The organism is Winogradskyella sp. SM1960 (assembly GCF_020179375.1).
GTDB lineage: Bacteria > Bacteroidota > Bacteroidia > Flavobacteriales > Flavobacteriaceae > Winogradskyella > Winogradskyella marina.
Window position 1 is genome coordinate 1 of the sequence record NZ_JAICBG010000004.1, and the last position, 20,615, is coordinate 20,615.

19 protein-coding genes are annotated in these 20,615 nt (G+C 33.0%); 5 read left to right on the forward strand and 14 right to left on the reverse strand.

The genetic code is table 11. The features are described 5' to 3' along the window. Positions 1-212: 212 nt before the first annotated feature. The 12 genes from K1X16_RS10690 to K1X16_RS10745 all read right to left on the reverse strand — a co-directional run bounded on the left by K1X16_RS10690 (position 213) and on the right by K1X16_RS10745 (position 14,105). The gene (locus tag K1X16_RS10690; RefSeq protein ID WP_195872643.1) at positions 213-452 is read right to left on the reverse strand and encodes a DUF6095 family protein; all 240 of its coding nucleotides are present in this window, start codon (positions 450-452) and stop codon (positions 213-215) included. Further along, on the reverse strand, positions 439-1,251 hold the full coding sequence (gene murQ / locus K1X16_RS10695) for an N-acetylmuramic acid 6-phosphate etherase (protein ID WP_225036136.1): 813 nt from the start codon (positions 1,249-1,251) through the stop codon (positions 439-441). The genes K1X16_RS10690 and murQ overlap by 14 nt, the downstream gene beginning before the upstream one ends. Before the next feature lie 204 nt (positions 1,252-1,455). After that, complete coding sequence (locus K1X16_RS10700; protein WP_225036137.1) at positions 1,456-2,271, reverse strand: DUF4249 domain-containing protein; 816 nt, start codon at positions 2,269-2,271, stop codon at positions 1,456-1,458. 3 nt (positions 2,272-2,274) lie between these two features. Beyond that, complete coding sequence (locus K1X16_RS10705) at positions 2,275-4,650, reverse strand: TonB-dependent receptor (RefSeq protein WP_225036139.1); 2,376 nt, start codon at positions 4,648-4,650, stop codon at positions 2,275-2,277. Positions 4,651-4,788: 138 nt separating this feature from the next. Beyond that, positions 4,789-7,011 (reverse strand): NADP-dependent isocitrate dehydrogenase, encoded by a 2,223-nt coding sequence (locus K1X16_RS10710; RefSeq protein ID WP_225036141.1) that lies wholly within the window; start codon positions 7,009-7,011, stop codon positions 4,789-4,791. 146 nt (positions 7,012-7,157) lie between these two features. Next, complete coding sequence (locus K1X16_RS10715) at positions 7,158-7,733, reverse strand: pentapeptide repeat-containing protein (protein ID WP_225036143.1); 576 nt, start codon at positions 7,731-7,733, stop codon at positions 7,158-7,160. Positions 7,734-8,526: 793 nt separating this feature from the next. Continuing rightward, a complete protein-coding gene (rplS, locus tag K1X16_RS10720) occupies positions 8,527-8,877 on the reverse strand; it encodes a 50S ribosomal protein L19 (RefSeq protein ID WP_195872649.1) in 351 nt (116 codons plus the stop codon). 133 nt (positions 8,878-9,010) lie between these two features. Next, positions 9,011-9,352 (reverse strand): hypothetical protein, encoded by a 342-nt coding sequence (locus K1X16_RS10725; protein WP_195872650.1) that lies wholly within the window; start codon positions 9,350-9,352, stop codon positions 9,011-9,013. A gap of 13 nt (positions 9,353-9,365) precedes the next feature. Beyond that, positions 9,366-10,040: a tRNA (guanosine(37)-N1)-methyltransferase TrmD gene (gene trmD / locus K1X16_RS10730; protein WP_195872651.1), complete on the reverse strand. Its 675-nt coding sequence runs from the start codon at positions 10,038-10,040 to the stop codon at positions 9,366-9,368. Between the two features lie 172 nt (positions 10,041-10,212). Then, complete coding sequence (locus K1X16_RS10735; RefSeq protein WP_225036146.1) at positions 10,213-10,836, reverse strand: tRNA (guanine-N1)-methyltransferase; 624 nt, start codon at positions 10,834-10,836, stop codon at positions 10,213-10,215. 271 nt (positions 10,837-11,107) lie between these two features. Beyond that, the gene (locus K1X16_RS10740) at positions 11,108-12,556 is read right to left on the reverse strand and encodes a glyceraldehyde-3-phosphate dehydrogenase (protein ID WP_195872653.1); all 1,449 of its coding nucleotides are present in this window, start codon (positions 12,554-12,556) and stop codon (positions 11,108-11,110) included. A 139-nt stretch (positions 12,557-12,695) separates the two neighbouring features. After that, positions 12,696-14,105: a trypsin-like peptidase domain-containing protein gene (locus tag K1X16_RS10745; RefSeq protein ID WP_225036147.1), complete on the reverse strand. Its 1,410-nt coding sequence runs from the start codon at positions 14,103-14,105 to the stop codon at positions 12,696-12,698. Between the two features lie 180 nt (positions 14,106-14,285). Between K1X16_RS10745 and dapF the strand changes: the two genes are divergently transcribed. From dapF to K1X16_RS10770, 5 genes are all read left to right on the forward strand, one after another. Further along, positions 14,286-15,059: a diaminopimelate epimerase gene (gene dapF / locus K1X16_RS10750; protein ID WP_225036148.1), complete on the forward strand. Its 774-nt coding sequence runs from the start codon at positions 14,286-14,288 to the stop codon at positions 15,057-15,059. Continuing rightward, entirely contained in the window at positions 15,053-15,577 is a 525-nt protein-coding gene (locus K1X16_RS10755; protein WP_195872656.1) for a GNAT family N-acetyltransferase, read from the forward strand. The genes dapF and K1X16_RS10755 overlap by 7 nt, the downstream gene beginning before the upstream one ends. 2 nt (positions 15,578-15,579) lie before the next feature. Continuing rightward, positions 15,580-16,623, forward strand: a complete 1,044-nt coding sequence (mltG, locus tag K1X16_RS10760) for an endolytic transglycosylase MltG (RefSeq protein WP_195872657.1) — start codon at positions 15,580-15,582, stop codon at positions 16,621-16,623. Positions 16,624-16,626: 3 nt separating this feature from the next. Then, positions 16,627-17,532 (forward strand): DUF2279 domain-containing protein, encoded by a 906-nt coding sequence (locus K1X16_RS10765; protein ID WP_225036149.1) that lies wholly within the window; start codon positions 16,627-16,629, stop codon positions 17,530-17,532. Positions 17,533-17,650: 118 nt separating this feature from the next. Next, the gene (locus K1X16_RS10770) at positions 17,651-18,307 is read left to right on the forward strand and encodes a peptidoglycan-binding protein LysM (protein ID WP_195872659.1); all 657 of its coding nucleotides are present in this window, start codon (positions 17,651-17,653) and stop codon (positions 18,305-18,307) included. 149 nt (positions 18,308-18,456) lie between these two features. Here the strand turns inward: K1X16_RS10770 and K1X16_RS10775 are convergent, their stop codons facing one another. Then, positions 18,457-19,173, reverse strand: a complete 717-nt coding sequence (locus K1X16_RS10775) for an SAM-dependent methyltransferase (protein ID WP_195872660.1) — start codon at positions 19,171-19,173, stop codon at positions 18,457-18,459. Next, positions 19,173-20,594 (reverse strand): PQQ-dependent sugar dehydrogenase, encoded by a 1,422-nt coding sequence (locus K1X16_RS10780; RefSeq protein WP_225036150.1) that lies wholly within the window; start codon positions 20,592-20,594, stop codon positions 19,173-19,175. The genes K1X16_RS10775 and K1X16_RS10780 overlap by 1 nt, the downstream gene beginning before the upstream one ends. Between the last annotated feature and the right edge of the window lie 21 nt (positions 20,595-20,615).

Here is a 20,615-nt window from a genome sequence, read left to right on the forward strand (position 1 = left end):
AAGCCCGTTTGCGCCGATGGTACTGCTTTACTGTGGAAGAGTAGGTCGCCGCCTTTTTTGAAAACCCTTACTAGATAACTAGTAAGGGTTTTTTGTTTTTATATACTTTACGAGTTTAAAACAAGCTAATAGCTAAGGATAAAATTGATATTATTCCCTTACTTTTAAATAGAAAACTATTTAAGGTAGATCAATGCTGATGTAGATATAGTCTATTTCTTCTTTTTAAAAATACTATCGAGAATAGTGTTGATCCCTAGAAATAGAAATACAATAGCGCCTATACAGAGTATAAAGGCTATGATAAGTAAAGGTATGTAAAGTGGTTTTTCGCTATTATCTAAGGCTAAGTGAACTAATGTAGGCCCTAAGAACATTAAGGCCAAACAAATGCCCATGCGTTTTAATCCTTTAACTAAAATGTCTTTGTCTGTTCTATTATCGTCTTCCATGAGTAATACTATCTCTTACGTTTTTATGTTTTTCTAACAACACAGCTGCTTCAGATTTTGAAATGTTTAATTCATTCACAATCATGTTTACAGCTCTATTAACTAATTTGTCATTACTGAGCTGCATATCTACCATTTTATTTCCTTTGACTTTACCTAATTGAATCATTACGGTTGTTGTAATCATATTCAGAACTAATTTTTGTGCCGTTCCGGCTTTCATTCTAGAACTTCCTGTTATAAATTCTGGACCAACTATAACTTCAATAGGAAATTGTGCAGTTAGCGACAATGGGCTATTTTTATTACAGGTAATACAACCTGTTATAATATTTTGTTCATTACACTTTTCTAGCGCGCTAATAACATAAGGTGTTGTACCAGATGCCGCAATACCTATCACTATATCTTTTTCTGAAACCTTATAATCTTCTAAGTCTTTCCACCCTTGAGTGGTAGAGTCTTCCGCATTTTCTACCGCTTTTCTAATTGCATTATCACCACCTGCAATAATACCTATGACTAAATTGTGAGGAACACCGAAAGTAGGTGGACATTCTGAAGCATCTAAAATTCCTAATCGTCCGCTTGTACCAGCGCCCATATAAAAGAGTCGACCACCTGATTTCAGTTTATTCACGACTTGTGAAATAAGGTTTTCTATTTGAGGTAGTGCTTTTTCTACAGCAAAAGGAACTGATTGATCTTCTTTGTTTATAGCATTTATAACCTCGCTAATAGACATATTTTCGAGATTATTATAGTTTGAGTCTTGCTCTGTTGTTTTTATAAAATTCATGCCTTAAAGGTAAGAAATAATTTTGGCGGAGGTGTTGCATTAGCGGTAGTAACGGCATCCTTTTTGCTAAATTCGTTTCGTTTTAGATGATTATAAATATAATTAATGACCAATATGTCTGAAAGTATTCACTTTATATAAAAGCAAAAAGATATAGTGGATGACGCGACCCACTTTTTGGTGGGTAATGCCCAAATCACATTTTTATTCTACTGTATAAATAAGCTCATCAACTTCTGATAATCTAAAATACCCATAAGGAAAGTTGTCTGGATTAGTGGTATTGATGCAGTTACCTCTTATGGTTGCAGGTTGTGTTTCAAATGGGCCACCTCCGGAATCACCACCTTGTTGCAAAAGGATAAACATAAAGTCGTAGAATTGGCTAGATATACCGTAATTTCTTATGGTTACTATATCTCCAGACTCTAAGTCTTCTTCAGTGTAAAATCCGAATATCTCATTGCCATCCGTAAAGGTATCGTCGTAAACACTTAATGTTGGGACCACCGGAATATCGCTTATAAACTCAAAAAAATAGTAATTATCAATACCTTCAGGATCTGTATAAAAGGCTTTGAGTTCTATATCGTCGCCAGAAAAACCGCCTTCATTATTTTGCTCTACATAATCAATGGGAACTACGGATGTTAAGGTTTCGGTAGCAGTATAAGTTTCTCCATTGTAGATTATAGCTAAAGTATATTCTGCATCTATCACAGGAATAAATGAATTGTTGTAATATATACCAGAATTATCTTCTTCTATAAAATTGAACGTATTACCAACCGTATCCGAAATTTGAACCGTAGCATCATTAGCAGGTGGAATAGTATCTTCAAAAAATGGTGCTGATAAGCTTAACTTAATGCTTTGTTCATTGCCAGAAGTGTTTTTAAAATAGTTTATAGAAGCTTCGATTACTAATTTAGGTTCGGCATCATTTAAATCTACATCAATAACATCTTCGCAACTTGAAAATAGTACTAAACAAAAACTTATATATAATAATTTTTTCATGATTTAAAATTTAAAGTTATAAGAGAATGATGGTACAATACCAAAAATAGCTAAACGTGTGGCTTCATTGATTCCAGTATTTCTATTTTCACTAAAGGAAATACTCGCCGCATTTTTTCGGTTATATACATTATAGAGTCCAAAGACCCATTCTCCTTTAAAATTCTTGGTGCTTTCTGGGTTCGGAGTGTAATTAACTGCTAAATCTAAACGATGGTAAGCTGGTAATCTGCTCGAGTTTCTGGCTTCATAACTTGGAATAATAATGTCATTATATTGATATTGACCATTGGGAAACGTTGTAGGTTGGCCTGTTTGAAAGATTAAATTGGAACTAAAGGACCATTTATTGTTTAATTCGTAGTTTCCGGTTATTGAAATGTCGTGCGTTTTATCGTAAGGTGTGTTGTACCATTCGCCATTATTAATTCCGGTTTCAATAGCTGTTCTTCCAGGTGTTCGTTGTTCTGATTTAGAAAGTGTATATGCTAACCAACCAGTAAACTTTCCTTCATTTTTTTTAAGAAGCACCTCTAAACCGTAGGCTCTAGCTTCACCATTAAGGATAACTTGTTCTATGGCATCATTAGCAATGAGATCGGCACCATCTATATAATCTATTCGGTTTTGGATGGTTTTATAAAAACTTTCGACTTCTATAGAATAGGCATTATTTTTAAAGGTTTTAAAATATCCAATTGCGACTTGATTTAATAATTGGGGTTTTATGTATTTTCCACTTGGTGTCCAGACATCTAAAGGAGTTGGTGAGCTTGTGTTAGATAATAAATGTAAATATTGGCTCATGCGATTATAACTTGCCTTTACTGAAGAATTATCGTTTAATTGATAAGCTACTGCCAAGCGTGGTTCTAAATTTGCAAACGATTCTATAACATCACTTCGGCTATATGTATCTGTGCCAATTGGTTCTGCTTTTTCATAAATCCCAAAAGCTTCGTTAAATGTTAGAGGGCTGTTGTTTTCGTATTGATTTAATTCATCTTGTCCTAACCTGTGAAACATACTAAAACGTGCACCATAACTGACAGACAACCGATCACTCAATTTATGTTCAGCATCGATATAAACGGCATTTTCAAAAGCATACTTATCTATGAGTTTAAAAGGATTAATTCCAGATTCAGCGTTTATAGGTTTAATATCTCCAGGATTGAATTTATAATACATACTATTTAAACCGTAATCTAGTTTAAAGTTATTATTTACATAGTGTTTAAAATCATACTTAAGGTTGAAGTTTCTTATTCCCGAAATCCAATCAAAGCCAACAAAGCCAAGTTGAAGTCCATAATAATAGTCGGAATATATAAGTGATAGATTGGAGAAGATCTTATCAGAAAAAATATGATTCCATCTAAAATTGAGAACAGAATTCCCGAATGAATTTTCGAAGCTATCAGATATTTTAAACACGTCTCGACCAAAATAACCAGATAAATAAATATTGTTATTATCGTTGATGTTGTAACTTAATTTTGTGTTTAAATCATAAAAATAAGCCGTATTATCTAAGTCAAAAAGGGGTAAGAATAAATGCGCATAGCTACTACGACCACCAATTAAAAAAGACCCTTTATCCTTTTTTATAGGACCTTCTGCTAACAACCGACTAGAAATTAGTCCAATTCCACCATTCATATGAAAGGATTTACTGTTTCCCTCCTTTTGATAAATATCTAAAACGGAAGAGATACGACCACCATATTTTGAAGGGATGCCTCCTTTATATAGTTTTATATCTTTTATAGCATCTGGATTGAAGACGGAAAAAAATCCAAAAAGATGAGATGAGTTAAAGATTGTAGCTTCATCCAAGAGTATGAGGTTTTGGTCTGCAGCGCCACCTCTTACGTTAAAACCAGAAGCACCTTCACCACCATTGGTAACACCAGGTAAAAGTGTGATAGATTTTATAACATCGACTTCACCTAATACAACTGGCATATTTTTTATCGTTTTTATAGATAAAGAATTGACGCTCATTTGCGGTTTTTTGATGTTTAATTTTTCAATATCTTCGGTAATAACAACTTCATCTAAACTTTCTGCGGATTCTTTGAGCTTATAATTTTTACTCAAATTACTGTTAAGTGTTATCGTTTCAGAAATTGTTTTATAGCCTAAATAACTAATTTGAATGACATAAGTGCCTTCTGGTAATGTAATAGAGTAGAAGCCATACTCATTGGTAACAGCTCCAGTTTGTAGTTCTGGCAGAATTACGTTGACACCAATAAGTGATTCATTACTATTGATGTCTGATATATTACCGCTTATAGTGTAATCTTCTTGCGCTAAAATATAAATAGGACTTAATAGAAAGAAGAGTATTAGACTTCTAAGGTTTATTATCATAGTTGATTTTATCTAAATATTATAACGTATCTAAACCTTTGACGTTTAGGTTAATATTTTGTTACATTAAAAGTAATTTAAAAGCATAAAAAAAGCTTCCCAAAGGAAGCTTTTAACATAATATTGATCTGAATATTATTAAAAATCTAAAATAGAATTTAATAATTCACTAGGACGCATAGCGCTTGATATTAATTTTTCATTAGGAAGATAATACCCTTCGATATTTACAGGTTTTCCTTGACAATCGATAAGCTCTTTTACTATAGCCTCTTCATTTGAAGATAACTCATCATATATTTTTGAAAATTCAGCTTTTAAATCAGCATCTTTATCTTGGTTAGCTAATGCTTCTGCCCAATAAAGTGCTAAATAAAAGTGACTTCCTCTATTATCTAATTCGTTAACTTTTCTTGAAGGTCCTTTACTGTTTTCTAACAATTTATCGGAAGCATCATCTAAAGCTTCTCCTAGGATACTTGCTTTTTCATTACTATTAGCGACTGAGAAATGTTCTAAAGACACAGCCAATGCTAAAAATTCGCCTAAAGAATCCCAACGTAGGTGATCTTCAGAAATAAATTGTTGAACGTGTTTAGGTGCAGATCCACCAGCTCCAGTTTCAAATAATCCACCACCATTCATTAACGGTACAATAGATAACATTTTTGCACTAGTACCAACTTCTAAAATTGGAAATAAATCTGTTAGGTAATCTCTAAGTACATTCCCTGTAACTGAAATTGTGTCTTTACCTTCTTTAATTCTTTTTAATGTAAAATTAGTTGCGTCTACTAAAGACAGAATTCTAATATCTAAGCCTTCAGTATCATGATCTTTAAGATATAGGTTCACCTTTTTAATCAATTCTGCATCATGAGCTCTTTTCTTATCTAACCAGAACACAGCAGGTGTTTCTGATGCTCTTGCTCTAGTAACTGCAAGTTTAACCCAGTCTTGGATTGGTGCATCTTTTGCCTGACACATTCTCCAGATATCTCCTTCTTCAACTTTATGCGTTAAAAGAACATTACCATCTGCATCAATAACTTCAACTTTACCTTTTGAAGCAATTTCAAAAGTTTTATCGTGAGAACCGTATTCTTCAGCTTTTTGAGCCATAAGTCCTACGTTTGGTACAGTACCCATTGTTGTTGGGTCAAAAGCGCCATGTTTTTTACAGAAATCGATCGTTGCACTGTAAACACCAGCATAACTACTATCTGGAATTACTGCTTTGGTATCTTGTTGCTTACCTTCTGCATTCCACATTTGACCAGACGTTCTAATCATGGCAGGCATAGAGGCATCAATAATAACATCACTTGGTACATGTAGGTTGGTAATTCCTCTATCAGAATTTACCATTGCTAAATCTGCACCATGATGTAGTTCATAACGAATATCAGCTCTAATTTCATCGCGTTTGTCTTCTGGAAGTTCACTTAATTTTTCTAATAAGTTACCAAAACCGTTGTTAACATCAACGCCTATTTTATCGAATGTTTTTCCATGTTTATCAAATAGATCTTTAAAGAAAATACGCACTGCATGACCAAAAATGATTGGGTCAGAAACCTTCATCATGGTTGCTTTCATATGTAGAGAAAACAATACACTTTTATCTAAAGCATCTTCTACTTGCTCTTCTAAGAACTCAAGTAAAGCAGTTTTGCTCATTATTGTAGCATCGATAATTTCACCTTTTAATAAGGCTAAATCGCTTTTTAAGTTGGTTTTATTTCCTTTCGTATCTGTATGCACAATACTTACAGAAGTAGCTTCATCTAATGTTACAGACTTTTCATTGTGAGCAAAATCTCCTTTTGCCATAGTAGCAACATGTGTTTTAGAATCAGATGCCCAAGCTCCCATACTATGTGGGTTTCTCTTAGCGAAATTCTTAACGGCTTTTGGTGCACGTCTGTCTGAATTTCCTTCTCTTAGTACTGGGTTTACAGCACTTCCTTTTATTTTATCGTAGCGTGACTTAATTTCCTTTTCCTCATCGTTTTTAGGTTCCTCTGGATAATCAGGAATCTTAAATCCTTGTGCTTGTAATTCTTCAATGGCAGCGATAAGTTGAGGCACTGACGCACTAATATTTGGTAATTTTATAATATTAGCTTCTGGCTTTTTTACTAACTCACCTAATTCTGCCAATGCATCTGCAACCTTTTGATCGTCTGTTAATAAGTCTGGAAATACAGCTAAAATTCTAGCCGCTAATGATATATCTTTTGTCTCTATAACAATACCTGAAGACTTCGTAAATGCTTCAACAATCGGTAAAAATGAACGCGTTGCTAAAGCTGGTGCTTCGTCCGTTTTTGTATAAACAATCTTTCCTGTTTTTGTCATATGTCTTGTAAATAAAATGAATAAAATTTCGCTCGAAATTGAGCTGTGCGAATATACGAAAACGTTTGATTTTAATAGGTATAAGATTGTTACTAAACCGGTATTGATTTTAAGAATTTAATAAATAATAACTTAAAATTTTGAATTTAATCTTTTATCTTAATATTAAAGCAAACTAATAAACCAGAAATGCTCGCTTTAGAGAAAAAAGCGTGTTTAATTTTATTTGTAGAAGGGTTGATATTAATATTGCTAGCTGATGTAAAATCTGAATGTTCTATATTGGTTTGATAGAATGTAGATTGGTGTAAGTCGCAGTCTTTGAAAACTGTATGCTTCGCTTCTGTTTCAGTGAAATCTACTTGATGCATAATACAATTTGAAAATACTGTACGATTGATTTTTAATTGATAGAAACTACTTAAATTAAGCGTACAATCGATAAACTTAAACGACAATAGAAATGTATTACAATTCTGAAATAAAACTCCGAGTAATTTACAACTTTTAAATATCACATCATTGAAAGACGTGTGCATTACATTCACATTACTGAAATTACATTCTATAAAATCACATTCTAGAAATATGAGGTTTGAAATATCTGAATTTTCGAAATTACAATTCGTAAATGTACACGCTGTATATTCCGCTTTTAAAAGTGGGTTTACTGTGTAATCCTTATCATTGAATTCTTGTTGGTCTATTAACGGTAGATTCATTTTACAAGAATACGAAAGTTATAGGATATTTTAAAAGAGAGATTATAAAGACGTAATTTAATTTAGGATAGAGTAATCGCGTTGTAGGTTAAAGTTTTGTAGTTGAAAATAACTAAGCTTGATAAGAGAATTTTGTATAAAAAAAAGCCATATCACTCAGAATAATCTGTGTTGACATGGCTTTCATAGAAACAGTACTAACGTGACCTATTTAGTTTTACCTAACTCAGCTGTATGACGGATGTCATCATCTTTTTCGGTTCAAGTGTTTCTGTTTCAAATCGAAACAATTCATATCTTTCAAAATGTATTGACCTGATATTACTATGTTTCTTAGGTTTGTTTTTCTTGATGTTTTTCCTATAATCTTCAATTTAATGAATGTTAGGTCTAAAACATTGCTCTTTCTTTTCGTGTGCACTTTCGATTCCATTACTTTTTCAGAGCTTTTCACGTCATTATACTAACCTACGTCGTATGTTAATACAATTAAGCTTCATGATCGTTTTACAAACACTTACTAACGCAAGCTGCTATACAATCTCAAAAAACAACCTCAATACATAAAGAACGAATCTCTAGTAACAATTTAACATTAATTTGAAATAAAATTCAAAACCAAACTAGGTTTGTTGTTAATTGTTATACTAAATTACGCAATTATTTTGAGTATTGCTATTTTTTTTAACAATTTAGATATCAACACTTTATAAACCAGTGTTATTAACAATTGTTAATAACCAAAAAAGCCTTCTGATAAAGAAGGCTTGTAATTATAATATGTAAGTTGGAATTATCTTCTAACTTCTTTGATTCTTGCTTTTTTACCAGTAAGACCTCTAAAGTAGTAAATTCTAGCTCTACGTACTTTACCACGTTTGTTAACTTCTACTTTTTGTAAAGCAGGTAAGTTTACTGGGAAGATACGTTCTACGCCAATTGTACCTGACATTTTACGGATAGTAAACGTTTCAGAAGACCCGCTTCCTTTACGTTGTAATACAACTCCCTTAAAGAACTGTGTACGTGTTTTACTTCCCTCTTTAATTTCGTAGTATACTGTGATTGTATCACCAGCACTAAATTCTGGAAAGTCTTTACGGGTTACAAATTCGTCTTGTACAAATTTTACTAAATCACTCATTTTATTTTATTTATAATAATTGATTCAAAGCAACATTCACGATTTTCGCCAGAGGTTGGTCTAAATTGGTTTGCAAAAGTAGTACTTTTTTGTTTATTTGCAATGGTTTGCTATTATATTTTTAGTGTATAGTCTAAGTTTTTGGAAGTTTTGTGTTGGATTTATATGTTGTAAATTCTGAAATAGCAAAAATGATTAGGCCTACAGCAAAAATTAGATAGGATAAATTTTGAACGATTGATGAAATACCTTGAGTTAATAGTAAAGTGTCCATACCCTCTCTACCCGCAAAAACACTAACAAACAATTTTGCTACATATGTTATTACAACAAGTACATAACCGATTAAAATAAGCCAAGTTGCTAGACTTCGCTTCTTTATAAATAGAATAATTGTAGCAATAAGTACTATAACAATAGATACGGCACTAATAATTTGACCGATATAAAATAGAATTTCTGTAGAATTATTCATGGAGCTATGTTTATTATTTAAGTAAGTCTGGTCGTCTTTCTTGGGTTCTTTTATACGCTTGTTCTTCTCTCCACTTTTCAATTTTAGCAAAGTTACCGCTAAAAAGTACTTCAGGGACTTTCATACCATCATATTCTCTTGGTTTGGTGTAAATTGGTGGTGCTAATAATCCATCTTGAAACGAGTCGGTTAGGGCAGAAGTTTCATTTCCTAATACACCTGGAATTAATCGTATTACAGCATCGCATAACACGGCAGCTCCTAATTCACCTCCAGAAAGTACATAGTCTCCGATAGATATTTCGCGTGTGATGAATTTATCGCGAACGCGTTGATCGACTCCTTTGTAATGGCCACAAAGAATAATAATATTTTCTTTTAATGAGGTTTGATTAGCGATACTCTGATTAAGCTGTTCACCATCTGGAGTCATATATATAATCTCATCATAAGTGCGCTCACTCTGTAATTTTGAAATGCACTTATCAATAGGAGCTATACTCATTACCATACCTGCACCTCCACCAAACTGCGTATCATCTACCGATTTATAGCCACCTGTTGCATAATCTCTTAAATTATGAAAGTGAACTTCGACTAAACCAGCTTCAATTGCTCGTTTTAAAATTGAAGCTTCAAAAGGACTTTTTAAAAGTTCTGGCAGTACGGTTATGATATCTATGCGCATAATTTGTTTTAGTATAGTTTGCAAAGATATGTTTAATTGCTTTAATTTTTTAACTAGAGGATAGTAAGGTTGGTTTAAAATTATGAGATAAGATTGATGGAGTCGTTTTATAAGTACAAAAAAATCCGTAATTAAAATTACGGATTTATATGACTATAATTTAAAAACCTATTTAAGACTTGTGCTTGTTTAATTCGTCTTGTAATTGGCGTCTAACTTTTTGTTCGCGCTCTAAAGCGTTACGTCTGTGTTCTTCAAACTCTGTTTCTACTTCGTCTAATTTATGTTTAGCTTCTCGTGTTGACGAGTTACTCCCTTTAAATTTATAGATAAAGATTAATAATAAAGCTAACAAAGCAGCAATGATAGACCACATAATAACATTATAATTGGTTTTACTGGTTTCCATACCTAATAAAGCCATGTTATTTTTTTCAGAATCTGTTTGCTCTAAATTACTTTGTGTATTTGCTAGTTTAGTTTTTAGATCTTCAATTTCTTTAACTTGATTTCCAACCATATTTTCAGAATTTTCTAAACTCGTATATGTTGTTTTTAAAGAATCAAGAACATTGGATTTTAAAGTTAAAAGCCAAGCGTATTTTACTGCTTTATAATTTTGTCCGTTGGTTCCTTTAAAGCTACCAGATTTCCTAAATACATATTCAAATTGACTATCAATAGTACCACTTTTAAGAGATAATTTATCTTCTTCGTCGTTGTCAGATTGTGCAAATGTTGTTTGAAAACTAAATGTAACTACAAGAATTACAATAACTTTTATTAAGAACTTCATCTTAGAGGTGATTTTTGGTGGTGTTCGATTAAATTGGTTGCCAAGATAATAATTTTATGAATATTTCATATCACAATTACAAAACAAATAGCCTTAGATTTTACTAAGGCAATTTATATACGACTGAAGTATTGTTTTTAGATGTTAACTTATTTAAGTTATCACTATTTTTATAATTACCTAGTATATAAATAACAGAAAGTTAGCTAATTTAAGATAGAAAAAATCCTGCCATAGGACAGGATTTTATATTTTCCTTCTTCAATTTAGTCTAATAATAAGCATAGCGTCTAACTTTAGAAATATATTTTGCTAAACGAATAACTTGTTGGCTGTAGCCATATTCGTTATCATACCATATATATAGTATTGCATTTTTACCATCTTTTCTAACAATAGTTGCTTTACTATCATAAATAGCAGGAGCAGAGCTACCAACAATGTCGCTAGAAACTAATTCATCACTCATTTCGTATTTAATTTGCTCTACTAAATCCCCTTCTAGTGCATACTTTTTCATAATCGTATTTATACTAGCAACGGTAGTTTTATTTTTTAATTCTAAATTCAGAATTGCAAGAGATCCATTAGGTACAGGAACTCTAATAGCATTAGACGTTAACTTTCCTTCTAAAGTTGGTAAGGCTTTGCTTACCGCTTTACCAGCCCCAGTTTCTGTAATAACCATATTTAAAGCAGCAGCACGACCACGTCTGTATTTACTATGAAAATTATCTACTAAATTTTGATCGTTAGTATAAGCGTGTATCGTTTCTAAATGTCCAGTGCTAATCCCGAAAGAATCTTCAACGGCTTTTAAAATAGGTGTAATAGCATTTGTTGTGCAAGATGCGGCAGAAAATATATTAGTTTTATCCGGATTATGCTCCAAATGATTAACACCATGTACAATGTTAGGTATGCCTTTTCCAGGTGCAGTCAATAAAACTTTCTCGACTCCTTTAGATTTTAGGTGTCTGCTAAGTGCCTCTTTATCTCTGAATGCACCAGTATTGTCAATAACCAAAGCGTTATTAATGCCGTAAGATGTATAATCAATGTCTTCTGGCGCATTTGCAGAAATTACATTTACCGTAGTACCATTAATAATTAATGCAGAATTTTTAACATCAGTACTTACAATTCCAGAAAAAACACCATGTACAGAATCGTTTCTTAATAAAGAAGCACGTTTATTTAAAACTGTTTCAGTGATGTCTCCTCGCGTAACAATAGCTCTTAATCGTAATTGTGTACCTTTTCCTGTTCGTGTCATTAATTCACGTGCCACTAAACGTCCAATTCTTCCAAAACCATAAAGGACCACATCTTTAGGTTCAATGGCTTCGTTGTCTTTGGCTTTACCTAATTTAGAAGCTACAAAAGCCGTAGCATTGCCATATTTTTGATCTTCTAAATGAAATTCATAAGTTAACTTGCCAATGTCTAATTTGGCAGGTGGTAAGTTTAAAGTACTAATGGCCTGCGCAATTTCAACCGAATCAAAAATTGAAATTGGTTTTTGAACAAATTCGCCTGCATACTCATGCAAGTTTAAAATTTCGCTTACATTTCTGTCTATTAATTGATTTCTGAATATAACAAGCTCAATAGATTTGTCATACCATAAATCGCTTATAATTTTAATAAATTCGACAGTTGCTCTGCGACGATCGGCTTGAAACGCTAACTCTTTTTCGTAAGTGTCGTTAAATCCCATGTTTTTTGAGTTAAATTGGTGTTTAATTTTTTGCAAAAGTAACATATTTCAAACGTTTTCGTAGCAACTTTTACTGAAAATAAAAACCCTTCAAAAAATATGATTTTGAAGGGTTAAATCTATCCAATTAATCGTGGAACTATCTAAAACTATGTACCACTTTTTCGCCTTGATTATTTATAATTTCAATCTGAAGCGGTTCTCTTAAATTTCTTGCTTTCATAGCATTTTGAGCATCCTCCACAGTGTATAATTTATTGCCGTTTATTTTTGTGACAATACTACCTTCTTCAACACCAACACGACTCCAACCAGCTTTATAGTTGTCATCGGCGAATTTTGATATTTTTACACCATAATCCGTATTGTTAGTCTTTAATTCTTTTTTCGTAGCATTTTTTACAAACCCTATAGTTTGTATAACGGTAACTGTAGGTTTTAATAAGGTAACAGGCAGGACCTCCTCACGTCCATCTCTTAAAAGTGTAACGTTAACCACATCTTCTGGACTCTTGGTTTTTAAATAACCCGTTAAATCAGAGAACTTATTAATTTGTACATTATCAATTTTGTTAATGATATCACCAGGTTTTATACCTGCTTTTTCGGCACCAGTATCTTCTTGCACTTCATTGACGTAAAAACCTTCAGTAGCTGTAGTTCCAAGTTGTTCTGCAGCTTCACTATTAAGCGCGCCTCCTGTAACTCCTAAAATACCATTTTGAACATTACCATATTCTATAATGTCATTTACAATTTTACGAGCAATATTACTTGGTACAGCAAATGAGTAACCTATATAAGAACCTGTTTGTGAAGAAATAGCCGTATTAATTCCTATTAAATCACCATTTACATTCACCAAAGCTCCACCAGAGTTTCCTGGGTTTACAGCAGCATCAGTTTGAATAAACGATTGAGAATGTTGACCTGTTAAATCTCTAGATTTTGCACTTATAATTCCTGCTGTTACCGTAGAATTTAGATTAAAAGGGTTACCAACAGCTAAAACCCATTCTCCAACTTTGGCGTTATCAGAATCTCCAAAAGCCATAAAAGGTAAGTCTTCGTCTGTGTCAATTTTAAGTAATGCAATATCTGTGGCTTCATCAGTACCAATTAATTCTGCAATATAGGACTTGTTATTGTTTAAGGTAATACTTATTTCGTTAGCGTTATTGATAACGTGGTTGTTGGTTACAATATACCCTGTTGGCGAAATAACAACACCACTTCCTGTACCAACTTGGGCACGTTGCGACTGTCGACCAAAGAATAAATCTCTCATCGTTGTTGGTGCACTAATTACCGAAGTGTTTTTTACGTGAACAACGGCATCTAAAGATTTGTCTGCTGCTTCCACAAAATTTGGCGTGTTTACGGCTTTGTTGTACGTATTCATAGAATTTGTAGGGACAAATACAGGAAGTTCGGATGATTGTTCAACAGCTAATGGTTGTGCTTCATCTTCAACAAAAACTTTGTAACCACCTAAAGTTAATAGACCACCTAATGCAGAAACAAACACCAATGTTATTATCTTCTTCATAATTTTCAGATTTAAGTTTAACTATTTTATAATTATTATTTTCTTTTTAACTAACGATTAAAATTATTAATTTATTGATTTCAATTTTAAATTTAACGACTTTTTAACGTCAAATTTAACGAGCTATTAACACCACAAAATACAGTCTAATATGCTTATATTTGTGCCATAATTTAGACTATGACATTTTATAAATATCAAGGAACTGGTAACGACTTTGTAATTGTAGATAATCGTTTACAAACTATAGACAAAAATAATACCAAACGCATTGCGCAAATTTGCGACCGACGTTTTGGCATAGGTGCAGATGGTTTTATTCTGTTAGAGAACGCTGAAAATGTTGATTTTAGAATGGTGTATTATAATGCGAATGGCAACGAAAGTACTATGTGTGGTAATGGTGGTCGTTGTATTGTGGCGTTTGCACAGTTTTTAAATATTATTGAAACTGAAACCGAATTTATAGCTATTGATGGCCTTCATAAAGCTAAGATTGAAGACGGTTTAGTGCACCTTGAAATGCAGGATGTTTCAGAAATTGAATCTTTTGAAAACCATTTATTTTTAGATACAGGTTCTCCACATCATGTAGAATTGGTTACAAATATAGATACATTTGATGTTAAATCGAATGGCTCTAGAATTAGATATGGTCAACCTTACAATGAAGCTGGTAGTAATGTGAATTTTGTAGAACAGATCTCCGACAATCATTTTGCTGTTAGAACCTATGAGCGTGGAGTAGAGGATGAAACTTTATCTTGTGGTACGGGAGTTACAGCAGTGGCAATAGCCATGCATAACAGTGAAAAAACACAAAACGAAACTATTCGTTTAAAAACACAAGGTGGTGAACTTAAAGTAACATTTCATTCAGATACAAAAGGCTATAATACTATTTGGCTTATAGGACCAGCTCAACAAGTTTTTAAAGGAGACATAGAATGGTAAGTCTTAAAGGAAATCATATATATTTAAGAGCTTTAGAGCCTGAAGACCTCGATTTTGTTTTTACTATTGAAAATGATACGTCGCTTTGGGAATTAAGTGATACCCAAACACCTTATTCAAGATTTTTAATAAAACAATACCTCGAAAATGCGCAGCAAGATATTTTTGAAGCGAAACAACTTCGGTTAGCCATTTGCGATTATAACGATACTACCATTGGTTTAATTGATCTGTTTGATTTCGATGTTAAAAATAAACGAGCAGGAATTGGAATTCTAATTCAAGATGAAGGCAATCGTAATAAAGGTTACGGTAAAGAGGCTTTAGAAATTTTAGTGAATTACTGTTTTAAAACCTTGCATTTGCATCAGGTCTATGCCAATATTTCTGAACATAATTTAGCGAGTTTAAAGCTGTTTCAAAATAATGGTTTTCAAAAAATAGGATTAAAAAAAGATTGGAGTTTCGATGGTGAACAATATGCCAACGAATTTATTTTACAACGAATTAACGATTAACTATGTACATTAAAAAGATTCTTTGGGCAGTTGCTCTCATTGGTTTAGTAGTCTTTGGCGCCATTGCTTATTATATATATGGAGCTATGTTTTCTCCAAATACCAATTTCGAGAATGAAACCGCATTCATTTATGTGCCAACCAATGCGAGGTATGCAGAAGTAAGATCGCAATTAGAACCCTTGTTAGATGATATAGAGGCCTTTGATGCTTTGGCAAAACAAAAAAAATACAACACTAATATTAAGGCTGGTCGTTTTGCTATTTCAAAAGGGATGAGTAATAATGACATTATTAACTCTATTAGAAGTAAAAACCTGCCTGTTAAAATCGCATTTAACAATCAACATAGTATAAAAGACTTGGCCGGAAGAATAAGTATGCAGATTGAAGCAGATAGTTTAACCTTAGAAAAAGTAATGTTGGACGAATCGTTTTTAGCTAAAAATGGATTTTCAAAAGCGACAGCATTAGGCATGTACTTACCAAATAGCTATGAGTTTTTCTGGAATTCATCTGCCGAAACGTTTAGAGATAGAATGTTAGTAGAATACAATCGGTTTTGGACAGACGCCAGAAAAGCAAAAGCTCAGAAATTGAATTTAACTCCTAACGAGGTCATTACTTTAGCTTCAATTGTACATGAAGAATCTAAGCAAGCAGACGAACAACCACGAGTTGCAGGTGTGTATCTAAATAGATTACGCATTGGAATGCCTTTACAAGCAGATCCAACTTTAAAATTTGCAGCATACCAGTTACCGCAATATCAAAATACTATTATTAGACGTGTATTAAATGTTCATAAGGATATAAACTCTCCTTATAATACATATCAAAATACAGGTTTGCCTCCTGGTCTTATAGCAATGCCAGACTTGTCTGCAATAAAAGCTGTTTTGAATCCTGAAACTCATAGTTACCTCTATTTTGCTGCTGATGCTAAACGTCTTGGTTATCATAAATTTGCAAAAACACTGCGTCAACATAATAATAATGCTAGAGAGTATCATCGTTATTTGTCTTCTCAAGGGATTAATAAATAAGGTTTGAAAGTAGCGTTTGTTTATATATTAGTTTTCTTTTCTACAAGTGCTTCACTTTTTTCACAATCTAAATTCAATCAATTTTTAAAACCTAGCGATACACTTAATACGTCGCGAAGAAATACCGTTGTAATTTCTGAAGCGTCATTGGCAACGGCAACATTATTAGGGCTGAATCAATTATGGTATGCCGATTATCCACGTTCTAATTTTAAAACCTTGAACGATAGTGGTGAGTGGTTGCAAATGGATAAAATGGGGCATGTGTTTTCATCGTATCAATTAGGAAGGTTAGGCGCTAACACATTAAATTGGGCAGGAGTTAGTAAAAAGGATCAATTATTATATGGTTCAACTTTAGGATTAGGATTTCTAACAGCTGTTGAATTTATGGACGGCTTTTCTGAAGAATGGGGATTTTCTTGGTCAGATATGGCAGCTAACGCAGCAGGAACTGCTCTACATGTAGGACAAGAATTACTATGGCAAGAACAACGTATTATTTTAAAATATTCATTTCACCGAACACAATTTGCAAAGCAGCGACCAAATAAATTGGGTAATGGTTTGGCAGAAGAGTTCTTAAAAGATTATAATGGTCAGACCTATTGGCTAAGTGCTAATATTAATTCCTTTTTAAAAACCGAATCGATTCCCAATTGGTTAAACCTAGCTTTCGGTTATGGAGCAGATGGAATGCTCACTGGTGATGATTATGATCCTTTGTTTTTAAACCAAAACAGAACACGTCAATATTACTTAAGTTTAGATATTGATTTAACCCGAATTAAAACAAATTCTCACCTACTAAAAACATTATTTGACGTTTTTAACGTTATTAAGTTGCCATTTCCAACGTTAGAATTGAATGGCGATGGTCGGATAAAATGGCACCACATCTACTTTTAAGTTAAAAAATTAACACTTAATCGGTTGATTTTCAGGAATAGGAAAAATGTTGTATATTTGCACGCGAATTTTGTGAGATAGTTTTGGGGAACTATTTTACTGTAAAAATTTAGCTGTTATGATTAAAGATAGCGTTAAGAATATAGTAATACCTTTTTCAATTTGTGTACTTATGGCATTAGCCTTGTACCCAGATTCTTCTCTTAATCCTGAGACGTATTCAACGGAAGGATTAGAACTCAACTATAATATTTCTGAAGATTTAGCAATGGTCAATCAAGATCATGCTGTGAAACACAATTTGTTTACACCACATTTAGGTAAATCTTTTGAAGGGTTTAAGGAAGCATTAGCTTTTAAAGAATCTAGAGGAAATTATTTTACGGTAAATACTTTGGGGTATTTAGGAAAGTATCAGTTTGGTGCAGAAACCTTAAAGTTAATAGGTATTTATACACCAAATCAATTTCTATACAATCCAGAGTTACAAGAGAAAGCGTTTATTGCAAATGCTGAACGTAACAAATGGGTGCTTAGAAAAGACATTGAGCGTTTTGAAGGAAAGCTAATTTCAGGTGTTAAAATTACAGAATCTGGTATTTTAGCAGCTGCACATTTAGCAGGCCCTGGAAACGTGAAGAAGTTTTTACGTAGCTATGGAGTTAATAACCTGTCTGATGCCTATGGATCTTCTGTTAGGTATTATATGAAACGATTTTCAGGCTATGATACGTCTACAATAACACCAGATAAAAAAGCTAGAGTTACGTTATAAACTATTGAAGTAACTAAAAAAATGAGATAATATCGCATTGAATTTAATGTGTATTATCTCATTTTTTTATTTGGTTAAACTTTCGATTTTAGCGCTTCAGGTTAGACACATAATCCTTTAAGGTTGAGACGTTTACAACAACAGTTTAATTAGCTCTTTTGAATAATAAATATAGCAGGCCGTTTATGTAAGTCTTCTTTATTGTGTTTCCAATCACTAGCCGTTTTTGTTTTAATAAACTCTGTTGGTAAGGTTATGTCGCAGGCTACACAAAGTCTTGTATTTGGATGTAACGTAGCGGTTAAATCTTCAAGCATTTTCATATTTCTATAAGGTGTTTCAATAAAAATTTGAGCTTGATTTTGTTCAAAAGATATGCGTTCTAAAGTCTTTAGTTTTGATTTTCGTTCACTTCTATCTATTGGTAAATAGCCATTAAATGTAAAACTTTGGCCATTCATTCCTGAAGCCATTAAGGCCAGTACTATAGACGAAGGTCCAACAAGTGGCACCACTTTTATATCCATTTGATGCGCTAAAGCTACAATATCTGCTCCAGGATCTGCAATTGCAGGACAACCAGCCTCAGAGAGTAAGCCCATTGAAATCCCATTTAAACATGGATTTAAAAACGTGTTTCGTTCTTCTTCTGTAGTGTATTTATTTAATACTTGAAGTTTTAAAGACGGTTGTGATTTGCCAGGTGAAATACGTTTTATAAAACGACGTGCTGTCTTTTCGTTTTCAACAATGTATGTATCAAGATTCTCAACTATTTTTTTAATTGAAATTGGTAAAACTTCAAGAGGTGGACTATCACCTAATCGGGTAGGTATGAGGTATAATTTTCCTTTGGTGTCGCTCATTAATGTATAACTAGTTTATGTGTACTTTGCGTTTTGTTTTCAATATTGATTTTTAAAATATAAATACCACTAGAGAAATCTGAGGTGTTTACGGTTTGAATATTTTCGGCAGTACGATGAATTGTTTTTACTTGTTTACCTTGTATATCATAAACAGAAATTTTAGTTAAAATATCTGGATTATCATTAATGCCAAAGTTGATTTGAAAGCTATGCTTCGTTGGGTTTGGGTACATGGTTATTTCTGATAATAAATGATCGGGATTACTTAAGGTCGTATCAGTAAGTTTATAAATATGACCTCCAGCGAGATCTGACACATAAATGTCGCCATTTACATCTTCACCAAATGATGACCATTGTCCTGTAAACTGTTGAAAGTTTTTGTTCCAAACGTCATTCGTTTCATCATATACTAAATATCCAATTTCCTGACTACATAGATCTGCAAAGAAGTACCAGCCATAAAAATTGGGGTAAGTAGTGCCCCGATATCTGTAACCACCAGTAATTGAACATTTAGGTGATCCATCACCAAAGTGGCTGTAACCGCTAACCGGAAAGGTAAAAGTACTTTGGTCTGGGCAACCAGATGATTGATAAGAATCGTTACCTTCATAGCATTTCCAACCATAGTTTACACCTGTTGAAGCATCTTCTGAAGATACGCTATTAATTTCTTCATAATTACTTTGGCCAACATCAGCAATCCATTGATCACCATTTAGACGATCGAATGAAAATCTCCAAGGATTTCTTAGTCCGTAAGCCCAAATTTCAGGTAAAGCACTGGAGCCTTCAGCAAATGGATTATCAGAAGGAATGCCGTAGTTTTCAGTTTCGGTTGTTGTGTCAATATCTAATCTTAATATTTTGCCTAAAAAGCTCATTTTGTTTTGCGAGCGATTTTGAGGATCACCAGAAGAACCTCCGTCTCCAGAGGATATATAAAGGTAACCATCAGAACCAAAAGCTAAATCTCCTCCGTTGTGATTTGAATACGGTTGTTCGTAAGAAAGTATTAATAATTCGGAATCAGGATCTGCTATATTAGAGTTTGAAGCATCTACCGTAAACCTGGAAACGACTGTATCTCCAGAGTTGTTAATATAATTTACAAAAAAGTACCCATTATCAGCATAGTCTGGGTGAAACGCTAAACCAAGCAGTCCTCTTTCGTTTCCGCTATCTATTACGAGACTATTTATATCTAAGAAAGGCGTGTCTTGTAGTTCGCCAGAAGCATCAATAATTTTTATTACACCGCTTTGTTCAACAATAAACAATCGGTCATCGCCTGCGTGTTTAATACCTAAAGGATCTACTAAATTAGATGCTATGAGTTCTAATTCTAGCTCTTGAGCATTAGAGTACGCAAAGAAAAAAAATACGATAAAGAAAAGTGTAATGGTCGGTCTCACAATTTATATGAATGGTTAAGT